This window comes from Paenibacillus sp. LjRoot56 (assembly GCF_964253335.1).
Taxonomy (GTDB): domain Bacteria; phylum Bacillota; class Bacilli; order Paenibacillales; family NBRC-103111; genus Paenibacillus_E; species Paenibacillus_E allorhizoplanae.
In genome coordinates, this window is the sequence record NZ_CAXURV020000009.1 from 30,263 (window position 1) to 52,648 (window position 22,386).

A 22,386-nucleotide genomic window follows, 5' to 3' on the forward strand; every position below is an offset into this window, starting at 1 on the left:
GATTAAACCTTAACTCATGTAGCTGATTTGTTGGACGCGCCCGAAAGGAATCGAACCTTTATCTCAGGCTTCGGAGGCCTACGTCATATCCATTGGACCACGGGCGCATAGTTTAGAAAAAGTGAAGCAAGGGTTATTATAAGTCAGCTTTCCATAAAAAGCAAGATGGTAAGCCCTTACAGGTCTATTTGGAGAAAAATGTTTGAACAAATGTTGAATGTTGCGAAGGAAATGGTTATAATAAGAACTGTAAACGAGAAATGAAATACGTAATTATGCAAGGAACTTTTTTTTCACCCGGGTGGGACACAAAATGTATACCTGGGACAAAAAACGTCCTACATTGGATCGGGAGCGTTGGAAGTCGTCCTATGAGAGAGATTCTAGACATTCAAAAACAGCTCATGCCTGATCTTATGGACATCATGAAGAAACGCTACTCGATTCTGCAGCACATCTTGGTTTCCGGTGTTGTCGGACGAAGGACGTTAGCGTCCTCACTCGATATGACGGAGCGCGTACTTCGCGGTGAAGTCGATTTCCTGAAGGAGCTAGGGCTTCTGGAATCGGACGCAAGTGGTATGCAGATCAGCGAATCTGGTCGTCAGCTGCTGGAAGACATGCAGCCGATCATTAAGATGGCGTTTGGCTTAACAGATCTGGAAGATAGCATTGCCAAAGCTTTTCGCATCTCCAATGTGATTATCGTACCTGGGGATTCCGACACTTCCGTATTTACGAAGAAAGAGCTTGGACGCGCTGGCGCTGCCGCCTTACGTAAATATGTTGCCAAAGATGATATCATCGCGGTAACAGGTGGGTCGACAATGGCTCAGATCGCTAATAACCTAGCTATCTCGTCTTCTATGAAAGGTAGTTGGTTCGTCCCTGCACGTGGAGGACTTGGTGAAAGTGTGGATATGCAAGCGAACACGATTGCTTCCATTATGGCCAAGAAAACAGGTGGGAAATACAGGTTGCTGCATGTTCCGGATCATCTTGGGGAAGAAGCGTATCAATCGCTGATTCAAGATCCACAGATTCAGGAAGTTGTAAACGCGGTGCGCAGTTGTCGCATTGTTGTACATGGTATCGGAGATGCTATGGTCATGGCACGCAGACGTAAAGTAGATAGTGATACTACGAGCAGTCTGAGAGCTGATGGTGCACTTGCTGAAGCGCTTGGTTATTATTTTGACCGCCAAGGAAATGTGGTTCATAAGATGCCGACAGTCGGACTTCGACTGGAAGATCTGCATCGTGTTGAAGTTGTGATTGGTGTTGCTGGTGGGAAGAGCAAAGGGGAAGCGATCGCTTCTGTACTAAGACATGGGCAAGAAGATGTACTTGTAACAGATGAAGCAGCTGCCTTAGAAATCATGAAGCATGTATAGCTGAAGTTGCCATCATAACGTATGCCATTCATGGCTGCGTTTTGAAATATAATATTTATGTAATCTTAGGAGGAAATGACTATGACAACAAAAGTAGGTATTAACGGTTTCGGACGTATTGGTCGTAACGTATTCCGCGCAGCATTGAACAACCCAGATGTACAAATCGTAGCAGTTAACGATTTGACAGACGTTAAAACATTGGCTCACTTGCTTAAATATGACACTACTCACGGTAAACTAGACGCTACAGTTGAAGCTGGCGAAGGCGAATTGATCGTTAACGGTCGTTCCATCAAAGTTTTTGCTGAGCGTAACCCTGGGGATCTGCCATGGGCATCTGTAGGCGCTGAAATCGTAATTGAATCCACTGGTATTTTCACAGCGAAAGAAAAAGCAGAACTTCACTTGAAAGGTGGAGCTAAGAAAGTTATCATTTCCGCTCCAGCTTCCGACGAAGATATCACAATCGTACTTGGTGTTAACGAAGACAAATACGATCCAGCTGCACACACAATCATCTCCAACGCTTCTTGTACAACAAACTGTCTAGCTCCTTTCGCGAAAGTTATCAACGATAGCTTCGGAATCGTAAAAGGTATGATGACAACTGTTCACTCTTACACAAATGACCAATCCGTACTTGACGTTCCACATAAAGACCTTCGTCGTGCTCGTGCAGCAGCTGAGAACATCATTCCTTCCAGCACTGGCGCAGCTAAAGCAATCGGTCTAGTTCTTCCTGAGCTTAAAGGCAAATTGAACGGTATGGCTATGCGTGTTCCTACACCTAACGTATCCGTAACTGATTTGGTTGTTGAGCTTAAAGTTAACGTAACAGTTGACGAAGTAAACGCAGCTTTGAAACAAGCTTCCGAAGGCCCTCTTAAAGGCATTCTTAACTACACAGAAGATGCACTTGTATCCAGCGACTTCAATGGTGACCCAGCTTCCTCAACAATCGATGCATTGTCCACTATGGTAGTTGGCGACAACATGTTGAAAGTTGTTTCCTGGTACGATAACGAGTGGGGTTACTCCAACCGCGTTGTTGACTTGGTAGCTTTCATCGCGAAAAAAGGTCTGTAATTTCATAATTCATCAACTGGAAAACCACATGAAGGGGAGAAGCGATTCTCCTCTTTATGTGCGATTTACACATAGAAAAAAGATAGAATCGGAAGAGAACCATACACGCTCAGGGCTATGCTTACGAAGTCAGTTTTCTGACGAAAACCTTTAGGAGGCTTTTACGATGAATAAGAAAAGTGTTCGCGATGTTGAAGTAGCTGGTAAAAGAGTATTTGTTCGCGTTGATTTCAACGTGCCTGTAGAAAACGGACAAATCACTGACGATACACGTATCAGAGAAACGCTTCCTACGATTAAATTCTTAGTTGAGCAAGGCGCTAAAGTAATTCTTGCTGCGCATTTTGGTCGTCCAAACGGACAAGTGGTCGAAGAGCTTCGTTTAACACCAGTTGCAGCAAAATTGGCTGAGCTTCTGGGTCAAAACGTGATCAAAGCGGATCAATCCGTTGGTGAAATCGTGAAAGCACAAGTCGATGCGCTTGAAAATGGCGACGTTCTTTTGCTTGAAAACGTTCGTTTCAACGAAGGTGAAGAGAAGAATGATCCAGAGCTTGCAAAAGCTTTCGCTGATCTAGCTGACCTGTTCGTGAATGATGCTTTCGGTGCTGCTCACCGTGCACATGCTTCGACTTCAGGTATTGCAGCTTACATCCCAGCTGTTTCCGGTCTTTTGATGGAGAAAGAGCTTGATGTTCTAGGCAAAGCGCTGAACAACCCAGAGCGTCCTTTCACAGCTATCGTTGGCGGATCCAAAGTTAAAGACAAAATTGCAGTCATTGAGAACCTTCTGAACATTGCAGACAACGTCTTGATTGGCGGCGGTCTTTCCTATACATTCTTGAAAGCACAAGGCTATGAAATCGGTAAATCACTTCTGGACAATTCGAAACTTGATTTAGCGCTTAGCTTTATTGCAAAAGCAAAAGAAAAAGGTGTAAACTTCTTGCTTCCGGTGGATATCGTTGTTGCTGATAAATTCGGCGCAGATGCTAACGTGCAAATCGTTGACATCGACAGCATCCCTGCTGATTGGGAAGGCATTGACATCGGACCGAAAACACGTGAAATGTATGCAGACGTTATCGCGAAGTCCAAACTAGTTGTTTGGAACGGACCGATGGGCGTATTCGAAATCGAGCCTTTCTCCCACGGTACACGTGCAGTAGCACAAGCGTGTGCAGACACTGAAGGTTACACAGTAATCGGTGGTGGCGATTCCGCTGCTGCAACGGAGAAATTCCATTTGGCTGAGCAAATGAACCACATGTCCACAGGCGGCGGCGCTTCCTTGGAGTTCATGGAAGGTAAAGCATTGCCAGGCGTAGTAGCACTTAACGACAAATAAGAAATTATTTTTCATAAAAGGAGCCCTAATTCATGAGTAGAACACCGATTATTGCGGGTAACTGGAAAATGTTCAAAACCGTTTCTGAAGCAATCAGCTTCGTGAACGAAGTAAAAGGCAGCACAGTTGAAGGCGTGGAGAGCGTTATTTGCTCCCCTTTCACAAACCTTCCTGCTCTTGTTGAAGCTACAAAAGGTACGGACGTTCACGTTGGCGCACAAAACCTTCACTTTGAAGATAACGGCGCATTCACAGGTGAAATCAGCGGTGTGATGCTGAAAGATCTTGGCGTTGAATATGTCATCATCGGTCACTCCGAGCGTAGAGCTTACTTCGCTGAGTCTGACGAAATCGTGAATAAGAAAGTCGTTGCGGCTTTCAAACACGGCTTGAAACCAATTCTTTGCGTAGGTGAGAAGTTGGAAGAGCGTGAAGTGGGTCAAACGAAAGACGTTTGTAAAGTACAAACAGAAGCAGCTTTTGCTGGTCTAAGTGCAGAGCAAGCAGCACAAGTCGTTATTGCTTATGAGCCAATCTGGGCAATCGGTACAGGTAAATCTTCCACAGCTGAAGATGCACAAGACGTGATCGGTTACATCCGTACATTGGTTAGCGGTCTTTATGGCGCAGCAGTTGCAGATGTTGTTCGTATCCAATACGGTGGCAGCGTGAAGCCAAACAACATTGCTGAGTACATGGCACAGCCTGACATCGACGGCGCACTTGTAGGTGGAGCGAGCCTTGAGTCCGCTTCCTACATCCAACTCGTCCAGGGGGCGAAGTAACATGTCCAGACCGAAACCGGTAGCACTCATCATTCTCGATGGCTTCGGACTCCGCTCGGAAGAGCAGGGGAATGCGGTTGCTCATGCCAAAAAGCCTAACTACGACCGTTACTGGTCTACGTTTCCTCATACAACCCTCACTGCTTGCGGTGAGGCTGTAGGTTTGCCAGAAGGCCAGATGGGGAATTCTGAAGTAGGACACCTGAACATCGGCGCAGGCCGTGTGGTTTATCAGGATCTGACGCGGATTTCGAAATCGATTCGTGATGGTGAATTTTACGACAATGAAACGATTGTAGGCGCAATTCGTCATGCCAAAGAAAACGGCAAGAAGCTTCACCTGTACGGTTTGCTTTCTGACGGCGGTGTACACAGTCACATCCAGCATTTATTTGCTCTTCTAGACTTAGCGAAAAAAGAAGAGTTCCATGAAGTTTACATCCACGCCTTCCTAGACGGCCGCGACGTTGCTCCGGATTCGGCGAAGGGGTACATGGAAGAGCTTCTAAACAAAATTAAAGAAGTCGGTGTAGGCAAAATTGCGACCGTTCAAGGCCGCTACTATGCAATGGACCGCGACAAACGCTGGGAGCGTACGGAGAAATCCTACCGCGCCATGGTGTACGGCGAAGGCCCAACCTACACGGATCCGATGAAAGCGATCGTTGAATCCTACGAGAAATCCGTCTATGACGAGTTCGTTATGCCAACGGTTATCGTTGGTAACGATGGTAAGCCAGTAGGACTTGTAGAATCAGGCGATGCCGTAATCTTCTTTAACTTCCGTCCAGACCGCGCGATTCAGCTTTCACAAGTCTTCACGAATGAAGACTTCCGTGGCTTTGACCGTGGTCCTAAAGTGGCTAAAAACCTCTACTACGTCTGTCTGACGTTGTTCAGCGAGTCCGTAGACGGTTTCGTAGCGTACAAACCGAAAAATCTCGATAACACGCTTGGCGAAGTACTGGCTCAGAACGGTCTGAAACAGCTTCGTGCAGCGGAAACTGAGAAATATCCACACGTAACTTTCTTCTTCAGCGGTGGTCGTGATGCTGAACTACCAGGCGAAACTCGCTTGTTGATTCCTTCACCGAAAGTTGCGACGTATGATTTGCAACCGGAAATGAGCGCTTATGAATTAGCGGATGCAGTGGTTAAAGAAGTAGAAGCGGAGCGTCATGATGTCATCATCTTGAACTTTGCTAACCCTGACATGGTCGGTCACTCTGGATTGCTTGAGCCAACGGTAAAAGCGATCGAAGCGACAGACGATTGTCTTGGTAAAGTAGTCGAAGCAATTCTAGCTAAAGGCGGCGTAGTCTGCATCACAGCGGATCACGGAAATGCCGATGTCGTTACGAATGCAGACGGCTCACGCAACACAGCACATACAACGAATCCTGTGCCTTTTATTGTGACGGACAAATCTGTTACACTAAGAGATGGCGGAATTTTGGCAGATATTGCACCAACCATGTTAGACTTCTTAGAAGTGAAACTTCCAGAAGAAATGACTGGTGTAACAATTCTAAAAAAATAATTTATATTATTGAAGGAGTGTTTTATCACAATGACAATTATTTCTGATGTTTACGCACGCGAAGTATTGGATTCCCGCGGTAACCCAACGGTTGAAGTAGAAGTATACCTAGAGTCCGGCGCTTTCGGCCGTGCTATCGTCCCTTCAGGCGCTTCCACAGGCGCATACGAGGCTGTTGAGCTTCGTGATGGTGACAAAGGTCGTTACCTGGGTAAAGGCGTTCTAAAAGCTGTTGAGAACGTAAATGAAATCATCGCTCCTGAAATCATCGGTCTAGACGCTCTTGATCAAGTTGGCATTGACAACAAAATGATCGAGCTTGATGGTACTCCTAACAAAGCTAAATTGGGAGCTAACGCAATTCTAGCTGTTTCCATGGCTGTTGCTCGCGCGGCTGCTGACGCTTTGGACGTGCCATTGTACGTTTACCTTGGTGGATTCAACGCCAAAACTCTTCCAGTTCCAATGATGAACATCATCAACGGTGGGGCACATGCCGACAACAACGTTGACGTTCAAGAGTTCATGGTTCTGCCAGTTGGCGCTCCAACTTTCAAAGAAGCTCTTCGCATCGGCGCTGAGATTTTCCATAGCTTGAAATCCGTATTGAAAGAAAAAGGCCTTAACACAGCAGTTGGCGACGAAGGCGGATTCGCTCCAAACTTCAAATCCAACGAAGAAGCGATCACTACAATCCTTACAGCTATCGAAAACGCTGGTTACAAACCAGGTGTTGACGTATTCTTGGGTATGGACGTTGCTTCCACTGAGTTCTTCAAAGATGGTAAATATCACCTTGAAGGCGAAGGCAAATCCTTCACATCCGCTGAGTGGGTTGACTTCTTGGCTGCATGGGTTGATAAGTACCCAATCATCACTGTTGAAGATGGTTGCTCCGAAGACGATTGGGAAGGTTGGAAATTGCTTACTGAGAAATTGGGTAACAAAATTCAACTCGTTGGTGACGATCTGTTCGTTACAAACACTGAGCGTCTATCCCGCGGAATCGAAGAAAACATCGGTAACTCCATCTTGGTTAAAGTTAACCAAATCGGTACGCTTACTGAAACTTTCGATGCAATCGAAATGGCAAAACGCGCTGGTTACACAGCAGTAATCTCCCACCGTTCCGGTGAGAGCGAAGACAGCACAATCGCTGACATTGCTGTTGCTACGAACGCTGGTCAAATCAAAACAGGTGCTCCGTCCCGTACGGACCGTGTAGCGAAATACAACCAACTTCTTCGTATCGAAGACGAGTTGTTCACTGTAGCTCAATACGCTGGTAAAAAAGCATTCTACAACTTGAGAAACTTCAAGTAATTAGATCCGTATGTAATTATATGGCGGGCAGGTGGCTTACACCTGCCCGTTTTGGCGTATAATGGGGGTAAAGTCGTCTGATGCAATGGAGGTTATGCTTTTGAGCAATTGGGTAAAAACGATCCTGTTCCTAATAGGCTCCGCGGTGCTCACGCACTGGATTCCTTCCTCATTTTTTCGAAACCTGGACACGATGGTACATGAGTTCGGTCATGCAGTTGCAACACTTGCGTTGTCCGGCAAGGTCATGTACATCGAGCTGTACAGGGACCACAGCGGCGTCACCTACTCGTCCATGACCAAGTCATGGGCTGTCATCCCAGTCTCGCTGGCGGGATATATGACCGCCTCGCTGTTTGCTTGGTTTTTGTTCTCGGCTTACGCTAGAGGCAAGCAGAAGCTGGGATTGCAGGTAATGACGGCGCTGTCTGCGTTGTCACTGGTGCTGTTTGTACGGAACAGCTTCGGCGTTTCGTTTCTGCTCGGTTTTATTCTGATAACCGTGTTGGCTTTGGCGCTCGCGCCGAAATGGCTGCGCGATTTTTACTACCTGCTGCTGGCGTTCTTATGTTTGGAAGAGTCGGTGTTCGGCCCGGGTTCACTGATCGTGTATGCCTTCCAAAACCGTAGTGCTGGTGATGCGAGTAATTTGGCCAACCACACGGGGATACCCGCCATTGTATGGGCGATCGGGTTTACGTTGTTCGCACTTTGGTGTGCGAAGCAAGCGGTGCAGGCCTTCCTCGGGCGTAAAAAAGCAGCGCAGCGTTCTACTAGATCTACCGCGATGTCCTATCGTGATTAAGTCGGCACGCAATATAGGCGGCAGCCGGGACTGAGAAACATAGTCCTAGGCTGCCGCTGTTTTGTTTAATCAGGTATTATTGCTTGCCTGCGACGGACCGAATGATAAACGCTTACTGATAGCCTTAGAGATGACGTAAATCAGTAGAGGGAACAAGACATAATAATAGGGATCCCACCAAACGCGAATATCGAGTATTTCACTATTCATTAGGACAAGCGTTAGGATATAAAAAGATGCTGTCAGCATACAAAGCTTGATCCATCCTTGCTTCCATCGGAGCTTCACCAATGTGATGACGATGAGGGTTCCGAATACATAATAAATGGCTGCAAAGGCGGTTGTATCGTGAGCAGGGTCGTTAAACCAGCCAGGATGATAGAATCGGTTTTGGAACACCATAATCGGGATGATATGGAAGGTTCCGAGGAATGGAGCGGTACACATAAAAAGTAATAGCGAGTGAAGCCATCCTTTGAGGGGTTGTAATAGGTCAGAATAGATCCGTTTGGATACTATAAAGTAAATAGGAAGCCCAAGGGAGGTATACTCAATTCGCCACCAGTATAGCGTATAGATATGCAGCTTGACGAACAGCCATTCCACACCCGCAAAGAGCCCGATAAAGACGATTTTCCAAAACCAGCCCAGTTGAAACGTCGTTAAGAAGGTTGCTGCGGCGGGGACAGCAAACATATTGGAGGTCAACGCTCCAATATTGCTATCATAATAAGCGAAGTTTTTGATTATTTTAGGGTAATACTGATAACTACCTAAATAAATATAAATGACAGTTTCAATGATGTAAGCGATTTGCACCATGATCAGAAAATGCAAAAAGCTTCGGATCGTATTTTTTCTGTAGCATATGTAAGCTAGCAGGGTTAAACTGATCAGGCTCAATCCTATATACCAATAAGAGTTGTGACTCAATAGAATTTTCTCCTTATCGACAAAAGAGATTTGTTATTTTAAGGGTATTATGCCTATCTATGATGAAAGATATGAAGGGCTAAGTAAATCACAAATGGTTCCTCGCATGACATCGAGCATTTGTTGTGTTCCTGGACGAACTATGTTAAAATACTTATGCTAGTTGTATAAGGCAAAGAATCGGCAATTGGGGTGCTAATATGTTAATCTTTATGAAAATTTTGTTAATCATAGCTTCGGTTGGATTAATCGCGATTGTCCTTTTACAAAAAGGGAAAAGCGCAGGCTTGTCCGGTGCCATTTCCGGTGGCGCAGAGCACTTATTTGGTAAACAAAAAGCTCGTGGTTTGGAACTATTTTTGTCCCGTGCAACAATGGGTCTTGCTGCTGCATTCTTTATTCTTTCTATTGTCGTAGCATACGTAGTGAAAAGCTAACACACATAAAACGATAACAGCAGGAGAACTATACTCCTGCTGTTTTTTCATTTTAAGCGCGAATATCGGATAGACGGATTGGTATGGGCATGTGCTGGAGAAACTAATCTCCATAAAGGAAGAGGAGTCATGTGCATATACCAAAACGCCGATTCGAGTGCGTGAGCAAGGCTGAAAGATGGATATGAACAGAGTTTATCCTTTCCCTGGAAGTGGCATACTATGGAGTGAGGGAAACGGGTACGGCGATCGAAGAGCTTGGCTCAACAACAACAAGAAGGTGAAGAGAATACATGATAAAAGAGAATGAAATCGTAAGTTTGATGCAAGAAGAGGCTTATAAGCCTATGTCCTATAAAGAGCTTGAGAAGCATTTCGGAATTGGCAGCGCGAATGAGTTTAAAGATTTTATAAAAATGCTTAATCAATTAGAAGAAAGCGGTCATATTGTCCGGAGCCCGAATGATCGTTATGGTGTTCCTGAACGGATGAATTTGGTACGAGGCAAGCTGCAAGCCCATGCTAAGGGTTTTGCTTTCTTAATTCCTGAGGACCGTGAGCACCCGGACGTATACATTAATGCGCACGACCTGAATACCGCGATGAACGGTGATATCGTATTTGTGAAAGTCACATCGCGCAGCCAAGGCGGCGGCCGTTTAGAAGGCGAAGTCGTACGTGTAATTACGCGGGCGAACTCGCAGATTGTTGGTGTTTTCCAAAGTCAAGATACGTATGCTTTCGTCATTGCAGATGATAAACGAGTGACAAGAGATATTTTCATCCCGCAGCATGCTTTTATGGGAGCTGTTTCTGGACAAAAGGTCGTCGTGAAAATTGTGAACTATCCAGAAGGCCGTTCCGCGGCTGAAGGTGAAGTGATTGAGATTCTGGGTCATAAGGATGATCCAGGTGTCGATATTTTGGCGATCATACGCAAACATCAATTGCCGGAGGCGTTCCAACCAGAAGTTCTGGCGGAAGCAGAAGCGGCACCAGATTCGATTACAGAAGAAGAAATCATCGGGCAGGGTCGTCGTGACCTTCGTGCGAAAACGATTGTAACCATTGACGGTGAAGATGCCAAGGATTTGGATGATGCTGTGAATGTGGAGCTTTTGGAAAATGGGAATCTTCGCTTAGGCGTGCATATTGCGGATGTGAGTTATTATGTACGGGAAGGTACCGCCCTTGATATTGAGGCCTACAATCGCGGATGTTCCGTGTATTTGACCGATCGTGTAATTCCGATGCTGCCGCACCGCTTATCGAACGGGATTTGTTCGTTGAACCCGCAAGTAGACCGGTTGACCATGTCGTGTGAAATGGAATTTGACGCCGATTTGAAGGTCGTTAATCATGAGATTTTTACCAGTGTAATCAAAACAAAAGAACGAATGACCTATACGAATGTACGCAAGCTGCTGACAGGTGAGGCAGAGCCAGAAATCGTGGAGAAATATGCGTATTTAATGGAAGACTTCAAACGAATGGAAGAATTAGCAGCTAGATTGCGTTCCAGACGGATGAAGCGCGGTGCGATTGACTTCGACTTTGAAGAGTCTAAGATCCTCGTAGATGCTGATGGTAAGCCGACTGATATTGTCAAAAGAGAGCGCTCTGTCGCTGAAATGATGATCGAGGAGTTCATGCTAGCCGCGAATGAGACGGTTGCTGAGCATTTCTCATGGTTGAAAGTGCCGTTCTTGTATCGGGTGCATGAGGATCCGGATTCCGAGAAATTGATGAACTTCATGGAGTTCGTGACGACCTTCGGCTATGCGATGCGTGGCGGTAAGGGGGGAGCAATTCATGCTCGTTCCTTGCAGGCATTGTTAGAAGATATTAAGGGATCACCGGAAGAGACCGTGATTAGTAAAGTGATGCTGCGCTCGATGAAGCAGGCGAAGTATGATGCGCAGAGCTTGGGGCATTTTGGCTTAGCGGCGGAGTTCTATTCCCATTTTACATCACCGATTCGTCGTTATCCGGATTTGGTTATCCATCGTGTTATTCGTGAAGTGTTGGAGAACGGTGGAACTCTTCCAGATATACGACATGATTATTTAGCTTCGCGTATGAACGATATTGCCCAGCAGTCCTCCGAGCGTGAACGCGTTGCTGTTGATGCAGAACGTGATACAGAAGCCCTGAAGAAAGCACAGTACATGCTGGATAAAGTCGGCGAAGAATTCGAGGGCATTATCTCGAGCGTAACGGGCTTCGGTATGTTCATTGAATTGGATAACACAGTTGAAGGTTTAATTCGCTTGAGCGATTTGACCGATGATTATTACAATCATCACGAGAAACAGCACGCATTGATTGGTGAACGCACATCCAAAATTTATCGGCTTGGCGACAGCATTAAGGTGCGAGTTGCACGGGTGAGTATGGAAGATCATACGATTGATTTTGAATTGTTGGATATGAAGCCTCGCAAAGAGGGTGCATTTAACCGCGGCGGCGGTGGTGGAGGCAAGTTCAAAGGCGCAGGCGGATTTAAAGGTTTCCGTGGTAAGTCGGATAACGGCAGATCCGATAAAGGTAAAGGCGGAACGAACGGGAGACCTGAAAAGGGCAAAGGCGGGTACAAAGGTAAAGGTGGTTTTGCGAAGGCTCAACCTGTGGTTGGGCAAGGCGGAACTGCGAATCAAGGTGATGCTTCTGGGAACCAAACAACCGGAAATCCAGGGAAACGCGGAGACTCGTCAGGGACAGGTCAAGGGAAGAAGCGTGGGCGTGCCGATAATGGTGCTGCTCGACGGATTGAAATGGCTGCTCGCGGGACTGCCGAAGGCGCTGGTGGTACAGAAGGCACGGTCGGAACAGGAAAAGGTCGTAGAAGATCTAGAGGTAAGGGCGGCCAAGGTCAAGGCCAGTGGCAAGGAAATGGTCAAGGGCAAGGCGAAGGTCAGGGACAAGGTCAAGGAAGAGCTGAGGGCTTTGCTGGAAGTGGAGATGGCAAAGCAGAGCATATTGCTGGCATTGGCGTGGGAGAAGGCCAAGGGAAAACGCGCCGCGGCAAGGGTGTTAGTAAGCCTTGGAGCGATAAGCGCGAAAAAGGCGGTAAGATTGGCGAAGGCGGTAGCTTGCGCCAACGGTTGCAGTCAGTCGGCGCAGGGCGGACTGACAGTGGTGTTGGCCACAGCGGCGAAGGCAAGCGCGGGGTATCGCTTGGGGGCGAAGCCCAAGCGGGCGGTGGCGGTGGCGCTGCTGCGGAGCGCAGCGGCATGGATTGGGCAAGCGGCGTGAACGCGCTCGCCAAGGGTGGTCGTCGCCGGAGCGACGACGGCGATGGTAGCAAGAAGCGGCGGAGATAGTCGCCGCTTCTTGCTTTTCGGGCTTGATCTTGCTACAATAGGTTGCACATTGTAGCAAGATTTACCTGCATTTTAGCGTGCGGGAGGAGGATCTCACGTGGCAACTAAAAAGGCTGATGGCAAACTACTCGCTCAGAATAAAAAGGCTTCACACGATTATTTCATTGAAGATACGTATGAATGCGGTCTTGTCCTGACCGGCACGGAGATCAAATCCTTACGGGCAGGTAAAGCCAACATTGGCGACAGCTTTTCGACAATTCGGAATGGCGAAGCTTTTGTACACAATATGCATATTAGCCCTTTCGAACAAGGTAATCGCAGCAATCCGGAAGATCCTACACGGACGCGGAAGCTGTTGTTGAAGAAAGTGCAAATTGCCAAGATACTAGGCCAGGCTAAGCAAGAAGGCTATACCGTCGTTCCACTGAAGGTGTATATCCGAAATGGCTACGCGAAGCTTCTTATTGGCATTGGTAAAGGGAAGAAACAATACGACAAGCGTGAGTCTGCTGCCAAGAAAGATGCACAACGCGATATTCAACGCGCATTGCGTGAGAAGCAGAAGATTGCCAGATAGATTGGGTGTATTGGAAGGTAACACCTTGTCTTCCATGAACCTAGTGTTCATATTTCGTCATCTTATGGTATACTAGTAATTGTAACGAAGAGATTTCAAGTGTAACTTGGCTCTACAGCTTGTCCTTTTAACCTTCACCGTCTCTGACGGTTACGAAGGCAATCCGGGGGTGTTCTTGGATTCGACGGGGATAGTTTGAGCGCGGGTTGCGGGTAGTGGGGCCGCGTCCACTATAAAACGCTAAAGCCTATTAAATGGCAAAACACAAAACAACTACGCTTTAGCAGCTTAATAACCTGTTAGCGTGCTTCTACTCAGCATCGCCCATGTGACTGGGATAGGGGCTCAACTATAGTGGGATACGACGTTTGGTCTCCGCCTGGGGTCAGACGTAGGAAGACAATCAGGCTGACCCAACGCATAGCCGGTTACGGGGCGATGCTCGGGTGACATCAAAACTGTGACTACACCCGTAGATGCCTGTGTGGCAATATTTTCGGACAGGGGTTCGACTCCCCTCACCTCCATACTAGTACAGAAAAAGCACCCTTTGAGGGTGCTTTTTTCTTGTGCTTGTATGGGTGAGTAGGGAGTTGAACCCCTCGAGGGTTCGCCCGCGCGGACTGGAGCGTGAGCGGAGGGAGCCGTCCACTTGTTTATGCTCGATATTCATTAAATTTATATTGGAAACAGGTTCAACTAGATCAAGAAGTTAGAGATAAATTACAAAAAGACAATGGGTGTTAATAGTAATTGGTTCTTTGTTTTGGATGTTGATGTTAATTGGATTATTCGCATAGTTCAAAGAAGTGAATTTCAGGCAAATGGAGGCTTTTTTTTCTTCGTATTTCCATGAATAAAGACCCACAAAATAATACATTATTCTCCATAAACCATTGAACGCATGGTACAATTTAACTATTCATCCAAATAAGGAGAATCTTATGCTCTAGTGCTAGGGCGGATTTAAAGGTGAAAGTTACATCTGAGGTTATTTATACGAAGTAGTTGGTAAGCACTATAAACAAATACGAGCAAGTTGCTTTAGGCAAAGGCGAGGTACAAAAGATATATAATTCCATTCAGAAGGCTAGCATATTGCATGATATAGATATTGATTGTAAAAACGGTTACTTATTTGACTCCGTTTATTCGTATTCATAATACTGAATAAAAGACTGTTATCATCAACGTATTCGCTATGGATTGAGTATTGACTAGCGCACTTATAAAAAATGTTAGGAGGCGATCTTAATGTATATGGTCTCAAAGTTAATGTTTTATTATGGAATCTACATTACTATTCTAGGGGGGTCCCTTCTTTTTACACCCAAGTTAGTGCAACCAATGTTACAGTTTAATGATGATGCAACAGTATGGCTTCAATTCTTTGGTATGCTCCTTTTATGTATTGGTTTCTATTACGTTCGTTCAGGTTTGGAAAATAATATACAATTTGCTAAATCGACGGTCATCGGTAGAATATTCGTATGTATCGTTACAATTACTTTAACAGCTATGTATCATCTACCGATTAATTTTATTGTTGTAGCTGCGCTTGATTTTGTAAGTGCGATCCTAATAATTATGCTCTTACCTAAAAGTATCGAAAAGACAAATAGCAGCAAAACTGAAAGTATAAACAGATAAAACATGAAAATAACGATGAACTTCTTGAAATCTCATGAGTGTCTCGCTTAGCTACGTAGTCCTCGAACTGAGAAAGCAGTTATCGCAGAGATTCCTCTGTGATGGCTGCTTTTTCTTTTACAGTCGGAGCTTCGAGCAGATTCAGCTCTTTTTCACGAATCCAACGTGTAGTTATAGGAGCAGAAAATAAAGGATTCACCTCACTTTTTGTCGAAATTTCTTATAAAGAAATGCTTGCAATAAGTAAGGAGACCAAGGTCGATGATTCGTGTAATGCTCATTGATGACGAAGAAGATGCGCTGGATTTGTTGGAAATTTTGCTTGGACAAATAGGGAATATCAACATAGTAGGAAGGTATTTGAATCCGATTCAAGCGATTGAAGCGTTAGCTAACTCTACTGTGGATGCAGTGTTTCTGGATATTCAGATGCCGGGAATGAAGGGCACGGAGGCTGCTAGAAAAATCAGAAGCATGTTCCCTCGCATGCCGATCGTTTTCACAACGGCCTATGCGGAATATGCGGTCGAAGCGTTTGAAATTCAATCGATGGACTATTTGTTGAAGCCTTTTACGATAGATAGATTGCAGAATACGGTTGTGCGTATTAAACAATCCTTATCCGAGTCCGTCATTCAGGCGCACCAAAGCGTAAGCATCGCCCCGACCGTCAACTGCCTAGGAGGCTTCCATATTGGGTTGCCGAGTGACGAGAACAAGGTGCTAACATGGAAAACGAAGAAGGAAAAGGAGCTTTGCGCGTTTCTGATCCATTATGCAGGAAAGTCTGTGAATACGGCTTCGATTATTGAGGCGTTATGGCCGGGGTACGATTTGAACAAGGCGAAAACGTATTTATATACATGCCTGTCCTATTTAAGAAGAAGCTTGGGGGAACAACAGATTCCAATCCATATACGCAAAGCGGATCAAGGATTCGTCGCTGTTTTGGATGGGAGCACGGTCGATGTAACCGAATTTGAGCAGTTACTGAGCAACACGTGGGCCGAAGCGGAGATGGATGAAAGGTCATATGACAAAATGAACCAGATGTACACAGGTGAATATATGGAAGCTTGCGATTTCAGCTGGGCTACCGCCAGACAGTTGGAGATCAAAGCCACGTATGTTCGTGTACTACGTAAATGGTACGGGCATTTTCAAAGTAAAGGTAATCGTACGCTTGCGGTGGACAGCATGGAAAAGCTATTGTCACTTGCCCCTGACTCCGAGAACGACGGACGTGAGTTGATCAAGCTGCATCTGAAGATGGGCAATCGAAATGAGGCATATCGGATATGCTTGCATTTGGAGCAAGCGGTGCGCTTTCAATTGGGAGCTGAGCTGGAGGAAGAGACATTACGGCTATTCCAACAAACGAAAGACATGATGGAGCAAGCTCGATGAGAAAAAAAGTTGCGGCAGCGCTTATTACTTTGTCTCTGTTGATTGCAACCTATGGGGTGTTGTTGGCTTACTTCTCTACTCATAAAAATCCAATGCCTGTAGCGGTAAAAGGGGCGATGGACTTATCCGCTTGGAAGTTTGAGGAGGAAGGAGTCGTTCGGCTGGATGGGCAGTGGGAGCTTTATCCAGATCAACTATTCACCAGTCAGCCTTCTCCATCTTCTGCCACTACAGGGGGATTAACACCTGAGATGATTCAGGTTCCTGGATCATGGTCCAAAAAGATGGATACGCTTGGCATGGCGACTTATCGATTACAGATTCGGATCGGCGACGCCGGCGCGGTGTATGGTTTGAAAACTGCGGCTATCCTGATTTCGAATCGGCTCATCGTCAATGGCCAAATCGTTGGAACAAGCGGGAATCCGGCCGAGAAGCAGCAATACAAAGCGCTTAATAAACCGTATGTCAGCTACTTCACGTTGCAGCCGGGCTGGAATGACATTCTGGTTCAGGTAGCTAACTATGAATTCCATGTAAGCAGTGGGATCGGCGAATCTCTACTACTGGGCAAGGCCGAGCAAATCGCCGGGATTCGTGATCGTGCGACAGCTCATGATTGGATCGCGCTAACCGCCTTCTTGATCATGGGATTATATTTTATCGGTTTATTTTCCCAACGTAGGGACGATTTATCACTTGTGGTGCTTGGCATCGTATGCGTATGCATTGCTGCATTTACAAGCGTCAGCGGTGAGAGAGTATTATTTGTTGCGGTCGGTTCGATTCCGTTCTGGTTGTATTTCCGAATTCAGATGGTATTGACAGTTGGCGTAGGTGTTGGATTTTTCCTTTACGTATACACGGCTTTCCAGCCTTACTGTTATAAATGGCTCACTCGAGGCGGGCTGGCTGTGGGGGGGATACTTGCGGTGTTGCATGTCGGCTTCGCTACCGAGCTTACAACAGGGCCAGTTCGTCAATTCACGTCATTTTACGTGACTTTCTCTTTGTTGTACGCAACGTATGTATTCGTATATACGGCCTTGCACAAGGTAGCTGGCAGCGGGTATTTGGCCGTGGCAGCCATGGCTCTTAATGTGCTGGTGCTGAACCAGAATATGAACGTGTACTTCGGCGTGCCCATCTATTCACTTGCGCCGGTGGAACCTTTTCTAGTTCTATTGATGCTAGCTTTGCTGATGTCGCTCCGGTTCTCGAACGCTTTCCATAAAATCGAAGAATTGTCAGGGCAATTAATGCAAGCGGACAAGTTGAAGGACGATTTTCTGGCCCGAACTTCGCATGAATTCAAGACACCGCTTCACGGAGTGATGAATATTTCTCGGTCCATGTTGGACGATACCACACATCCACCAACTGCGGAACAACGGGAAAAGCTGCAATTGATAACTGATATTACGAGGAAGCTTTCGCAGCTCGTTTACGATATTTTAGACTTATCCAAGCTGAAACTAGGTGAACTGAGAATCGTTCCTGCTCCAATCGATGTTCGTTCGGTCGCAGAGGTGCAAGTGCGCTTCTATTCCTATTTGTGCACGGAAAACCATATTCAACTGGTGAACCATGTGCCTGCGCAGTTGCCTTCCGCTTTGGCCGATGAAATTCGCCTGAGTCAGGTTATCGGAAATTTGCTGGACAATGCAATTAAGCATACGGAGAATGGAAGGATTGTCATTACGGGCAGAGAGCATGGAGGCAGGCTCGAAATTGCGGTGCACGATACAGGAAGAGGCATTGAGGCCCAGGATATTCCATTGATTTTTGAGCCGTTCAAATCACTTGAGGGATCACAGCAGCGTGGCTTCGGATTAGGGCTTCCGATTGCAAAACAACTTGTCGAACTGCAAGGAGGGACGCTTTCTGTTACTTCTACGCCTGGAGTCGGCTCGACTTTTACATTTACGCTTCCAATCTCCGAACAGCGAAGAGAAGCAACATCGTCCTATTCAACTCCCATGGTCGTCCCCAAAGAAATCGAATATTCCTTTGCTACGCCTTATGTTACGAATTCGAGAGGCAAGCATACGGTTCTGATCGTTGATGATCAGTTTGTTAACTTAAAAGTCTTATTGGACGCGCTCCAAGCCCTCGACTATCGCGTGATCGCAGTCAAGAACGGGTATGAGGCGCTGGAGCAACTCGATCAAACGGGCAGGATCGATCTTGTCATTCAGGATTTGATGATGCCAGGCATGTCAGGGTATGAAGTGTGCCAAGAGATTCGCAAACGATACTCGTTGCTAGAGCTGCCCGTCCTGATGGTGACGGCGGCGATTCAACCACAGGATAAGGTTGCAGCACTTCAAGCGGGGGCTAACGATTACTTGTCAAAACCGTTCGATGTGGAGGAGCTTAAAGCAAGAATCGGCAGCTTGCTCGCGATGAAGGAATCGCTCGGCCGAGCGATCCACATGGAAGTGGCTTTTTTGCAATCGCAGATTAAGCCTCATTTCTTATATAACGTTCTGAACAGTATTGTGGCATCAAGTTATAAGGATGTGGAACGAGCGAGAAAGATGATCGCCGATCTAGCCGATTATTTGCGAGGAAGCTTTCGGTTTAGCAATGCGGAGGAACGCATCGGGTTTGCAGAAGAATTCAGTCTGATTCGAACGTATGTCGAGATTGAGCGGGCTCGATTCAAAGATCGTATTCGCTTCGAATTCGATATCGCAGAGGCTGCCTATGGTTTGCGCATGCCGCCGCTTTTGATGCAGCCGCTGGTCGAAAATGCTATTCGTCACGGTATCGGCGATCGCATTGAAGGAGGCACGGTGACATTGACGGCGGAAGAGTCGGATGGGAAGTGGCGATTTGTCGTAGCCGATGACGGCGTAGGAATCGCGCCTGAACGATTGAAGACGCTGCTAGAAAGGCCCGATGCGGACGAGTCGCAGGGAGTCGGTTTACGGAATATTAATAAGCGGTTGAAATACGAATATGGCATTTCGCTGGAACTGGATAGTGAGCTAGGGCGTTGTACGAAAGTCACCATTTGCATCCCTGCTTCGTCGGTTTAACTGCGTGATACCAATTTACCGAACAGGTTCTCATCTTTTAAGATGGGGCCTGTTTTTTCATGGGAAAAATTGTCGGTTTTTAAGGTTTCTTTAAGGTGCTGTCAGATATGCTGAGGTAGAAAATGAGGGATATGTGATAGAACGATAATTTGGAAGGAAGATGCAGATTGATTCCGGCAATGAGAAGGAGTAAGACCAACGATAGATTACGCAAAACGGTACATTTATTACTCGCCGTTATACTTTTGTTACCGCTTCTTTTCAACAGTGGCACAGCTTCCGCAGCGACTGGCTGGTCGATGATCGACGGCGGCGGGGCTAACGGCCTTAACGTGAATGCAGCCAATCGGGCGGAATACCCTGCCATGGCCGTATGGAACGGCGAAGTTTATGTCGCCTGGCAAGAAAAAGTCGTTCCTGGCATCACATACTTCAATCAAATCAGAGTCAAGAAATATAACGGCACGGGCTGGACGAGCGTCGACGGCAACGGCCCGAACGGATTAAACATGAACCCGGCCAAAGAGGGAATGAGACCGACTCTGGCCGTATTTAACGGTTCTTTATATCTTGCATGGGTCGAAGAAGTTACATCATCCTACGGTCAAATTCGGGTCAAGAAATATAATGGAACAAGCTGGACAAGCGCCGAAGGAGAAAGCACGACCGGAATTAACGTGGATGCGACAAAGGGCGCTAACTTTCCTACTTTGGTTGAATACAATAATGCTCTGTATGCGTCGTGGTCAGAACTGGGTAAAATTTACGTGAAGAGGTATAACGGCACGGAGTGGACAAGCGTCGACGGAGGTACGAATGGATTAAATATAGATCCAGCCAAAGCCGCGGCTTTTCCTGCTTTGGCCGTATTGGGAAATGAATTAATCGCGGTATGGTCGGAACAGTACGGAGTTATTAATCAGCTCAGGGCGAAAAAGTACGACGGAACGAGCTGGACGACGATCGATGGCGGCGGCCCGACTGGGTTAAATATATCAACTGGGAAAAATGCGTACTACCCGACGTTAGCCACGGTTGACGGCGTCTTGTACGTAGCTTGGCATGAACCGGTCGATTCGACGACGGACGACCAAATTCGGGTAAAGAAATATGACGGTAACGTTTGGTCAAGTGTTGACGGTGGTGGGAAGTATGGCATCAACGTGAGTACCGCATTCCGAGCTAATTATGTGAAATTAACAGCTGCTAATCATGATTTATATGCGGTGTGGTCAGAAGATTCCGGAATGGTAGGAGCGGGATCAATCCCCTTATTTAAAATTCGCGCGAAGAAGTATAATGGAACGGCTTGGACGAGCGCCGAATACGGCTTAAATGGTTTTATCGTGGATAATACGAAAACCGCTTTTTTTCCTGCGATAACCGCACTGAACAATGGTTTATTCGTAGCGTGGCAGGAGAAAAACAGTGTAATAGAACAACTTCGGGTGGCTAACTTACTGGCTCCGGCTGTAAATAGCGTAGCCGTCACTCCAGGCACGGCAATCATCGCGCAAGGAGGAAGCAAGAATCTCACAGCTGCGGTAGATGCGGTGGGAGGAGCGGCGACGACGGTCACGTGGACAAGCAGCGACGCTAAGGTGGCGGTGGATAGCACGGGAAAAGTAACCGTAGCGGCAGACGCCACGCTTGGTGATTATACGATCACGGCAACCTCCACGGTAAATAACAGCAAAATAGGAACAGCGACGATTACCGTCATACTTCCTGCGGTTAATAGCGTGCTCGTCAATCCGATTAAAGCTACTATCTTACAGGGTGGAAGTAGGCAGTTCTCTGCCGTGGTAGACGCGGTAGGAGGATCAGCGACGACGGTCACTTGGAGCAGCAGTGACGTCGCCAATAAGGTGACGGTGAGCAGCACGGGTAACGTAACCGTTGCGGCAGATGCCGCGCCGGGCGTTTATACGATCACGGCCACATCGACGGTGGATAATAGTAAAAAAGGAACAGCTCCGGTCACCGTCATGGCAACGCCGGCCATTAATAGCGTAACCGTCAGCCCGATTACCGCAAGCGTCGCGCAAGGAGGAAGCAAGAATCTCACAGCAACGGTAGATGCGGTGGGAGGAGCGGCGGCGACGGTCACTTGGAGCAGCAGTGACGTCACTAATAAGGTGTCGGTGAATAATACCTCGGGTAAAGTCACCGTCGCGGCAGATGCCGCACTGGGCGATTATACGATTACGGCGACTTCGACGTTCAATAACAGCAAAAAAGGGACAGCGACGATCACCATCACGGCAGCACCGGCCATCAATAGCGTGACCGTTAGCCCAAGTACCGCAAGCGTGGTGCAAGGAGGAAGCGAGCAGCTCACAGCGACTGTAGATGCAGTGGGAGGAGCGGCGAGGACGGTTACGTGGACGAGCAGCGACGCGAAGGTGTCGGTGGACATCACGGGTAAAGTAACCGTTGCGGCTAGTGCGACCCCGGGTGATTATACGATTACGGCGACCTCGACGTTCAATAACAGCAAAAAAGGGACAGCGACGATCACCGTTACGGCTATGCCTCCGGCTGTGAACGGCGTAACCGTCACTCCGAGCACCGCTAGCGTCTTGCAGGGAGGAATCAAACAGCTCACTTCTACGGTAGATGCAGTTGGTGGAGCGGCGACGACGGTCACGTGGACGAGCAGCGACGCGAAGGTGTCGGTGGACAGCGCGGGGGAAGTAACCGTAGCGGCAGACGCCACGCCTGGCGA

General features: G+C 47.1%; 15 protein-coding genes, 1 tRNA gene and 1 other RNA gene. 15 read left to right on the plus strand and 2 right to left on the minus strand.

Features of this window, described 5'->3' with window-relative positions:
- Positions 1-35: 35 nt before the first annotated feature.
- Positions 36-107 (minus strand) — tRNA-Arg (locus ACSQ8O_RS36505).
- Positions 108-371: 264 nt separating this feature from the next.
- On the opposite strand from ACSQ8O_RS36505, the gene ACSQ8O_RS36510 reads away from it, so the two are divergent.
- The 7 genes from ACSQ8O_RS36510 to ACSQ8O_RS36540 all read left to right on the plus strand — a co-directional run bounded on the left by ACSQ8O_RS36510 (position 372) and on the right by ACSQ8O_RS36540 (position 8,284).
- Positions 372-1,394: a sugar-binding transcriptional regulator gene (locus tag ACSQ8O_RS36510; protein WP_436245725.1), complete on the plus strand. Its 1,023-nt coding sequence runs from the start codon at positions 372-374 to the stop codon at positions 1,392-1,394.
- 81 nt (positions 1,395-1,475) lie between these two features.
- Positions 1,476-2,483 carry a type I glyceraldehyde-3-phosphate dehydrogenase gene (gap, locus tag ACSQ8O_RS36515; protein ID WP_056611251.1) on the plus strand — a complete coding sequence of 336 codons (1,008 nt, stop codon included), beginning with the start codon at positions 1,476-1,478 and terminating at the stop codon, positions 2,481-2,483.
- Between the two features lie 166 nt (positions 2,484-2,649).
- Positions 2,650-3,831 (plus strand): phosphoglycerate kinase, encoded by a 1,182-nt coding sequence (locus tag ACSQ8O_RS36520; RefSeq protein ID WP_436245726.1) that lies wholly within the window; start codon positions 2,650-2,652, stop codon positions 3,829-3,831.
- A gap of 32 nt (positions 3,832-3,863) precedes the next feature.
- Positions 3,864-4,616, plus strand: coding sequence for a triose-phosphate isomerase (gene tpiA, locus ACSQ8O_RS36525; RefSeq protein WP_436245727.1), 753 nt, complete (start codon positions 3,864-3,866; stop codon positions 4,614-4,616).
- 1 nt (position 4,617) lies between these two features.
- Complete coding sequence (gene gpmI / locus ACSQ8O_RS36530) at positions 4,618-6,156, plus strand: 2,3-bisphosphoglycerate-independent phosphoglycerate mutase (protein WP_436245728.1); 1,539 nt, start codon at positions 4,618-4,620, stop codon at positions 6,154-6,156.
- 30 nt (positions 6,157-6,186) lie between these two features.
- Complete coding sequence (eno, locus tag ACSQ8O_RS36535; RefSeq protein ID WP_056611239.1) at positions 6,187-7,479, plus strand: phosphopyruvate hydratase; 1,293 nt, start codon at positions 6,187-6,189, stop codon at positions 7,477-7,479.
- Positions 7,480-7,579: 100 nt separating this feature from the next.
- Positions 7,580-8,284 carry a M50 family metallopeptidase gene (locus tag ACSQ8O_RS36540; protein ID WP_436245729.1) on the plus strand — a complete coding sequence of 235 codons (705 nt, stop codon included), beginning with the start codon at positions 7,580-7,582 and terminating at the stop codon, positions 8,282-8,284.
- A gap of 69 nt (positions 8,285-8,353) precedes the next feature.
- On the opposite strand, the gene ACSQ8O_RS36545 is transcribed toward ACSQ8O_RS36540, so the two are convergent.
- Positions 8,354-9,217: a hypothetical protein gene (locus tag ACSQ8O_RS36545; protein ID WP_436245730.1), complete on the minus strand. Its 864-nt coding sequence runs from the start codon at positions 9,215-9,217 to the stop codon at positions 8,354-8,356.
- Between the two features lie 200 nt (positions 9,218-9,417).
- On the opposite strand from ACSQ8O_RS36545, the gene secG reads away from it, so the two are divergent.
- The 8 genes from secG to ACSQ8O_RS36585 all read left to right on the plus strand — a co-directional run.
- Complete coding sequence (gene secG / locus ACSQ8O_RS36550) at positions 9,418-9,654, plus strand: preprotein translocase subunit SecG (protein ID WP_056611230.1); 237 nt, start codon at positions 9,418-9,420, stop codon at positions 9,652-9,654.
- Between the two features lie 293 nt (positions 9,655-9,947).
- Positions 9,948-12,977 carry a ribonuclease R gene (gene rnr / locus ACSQ8O_RS36555; RefSeq protein ID WP_436245731.1) on the plus strand — a complete coding sequence of 1,010 codons (3,030 nt, stop codon included), beginning with the start codon at positions 9,948-9,950 and terminating at the stop codon, positions 12,975-12,977.
- Positions 12,978-13,074: 97 nt separating this feature from the next.
- Positions 13,075-13,557, plus strand: a complete 483-nt coding sequence (smpB, locus tag ACSQ8O_RS36560) for an SsrA-binding protein SmpB (RefSeq protein WP_028555549.1) — start codon at positions 13,075-13,077, stop codon at positions 13,555-13,557.
- Positions 13,558-13,722: 165 nt separating this feature from the next.
- Positions 13,723-14,087, plus strand: a transfer-messenger RNA (tmRNA) gene (ssrA, locus tag ACSQ8O_RS36565).
- Between the two features lie 724 nt (positions 14,088-14,811).
- On the plus strand, positions 14,812-15,207 hold the full coding sequence (locus ACSQ8O_RS36570; RefSeq protein ID WP_436245732.1) for a hypothetical protein: 396 nt from the start codon (positions 14,812-14,814) through the stop codon (positions 15,205-15,207).
- A gap of 261 nt (positions 15,208-15,468) precedes the next feature.
- The gene (locus tag ACSQ8O_RS36575; RefSeq protein WP_436245733.1) at positions 15,469-16,614 is read left to right on the plus strand and encodes a response regulator; all 1,146 of its coding nucleotides are present in this window, start codon (positions 15,469-15,471) and stop codon (positions 16,612-16,614) included.
- On the plus strand, positions 16,611-19,658 hold the full coding sequence (locus ACSQ8O_RS36580) for an ATP-binding protein (protein WP_436245734.1): 3,048 nt from the start codon (positions 16,611-16,613) through the stop codon (positions 19,656-19,658). The genes ACSQ8O_RS36575 and ACSQ8O_RS36580 overlap by 4 nt, the downstream gene beginning before the upstream one ends.
- Positions 19,659-19,837: 179 nt before the next feature.
- The coding region (locus tag ACSQ8O_RS36585) for an Ig-like domain-containing protein (RefSeq protein WP_436245735.1) at positions 19,838-22,386 on the plus strand (2,549 nt) is incomplete at its 3' end.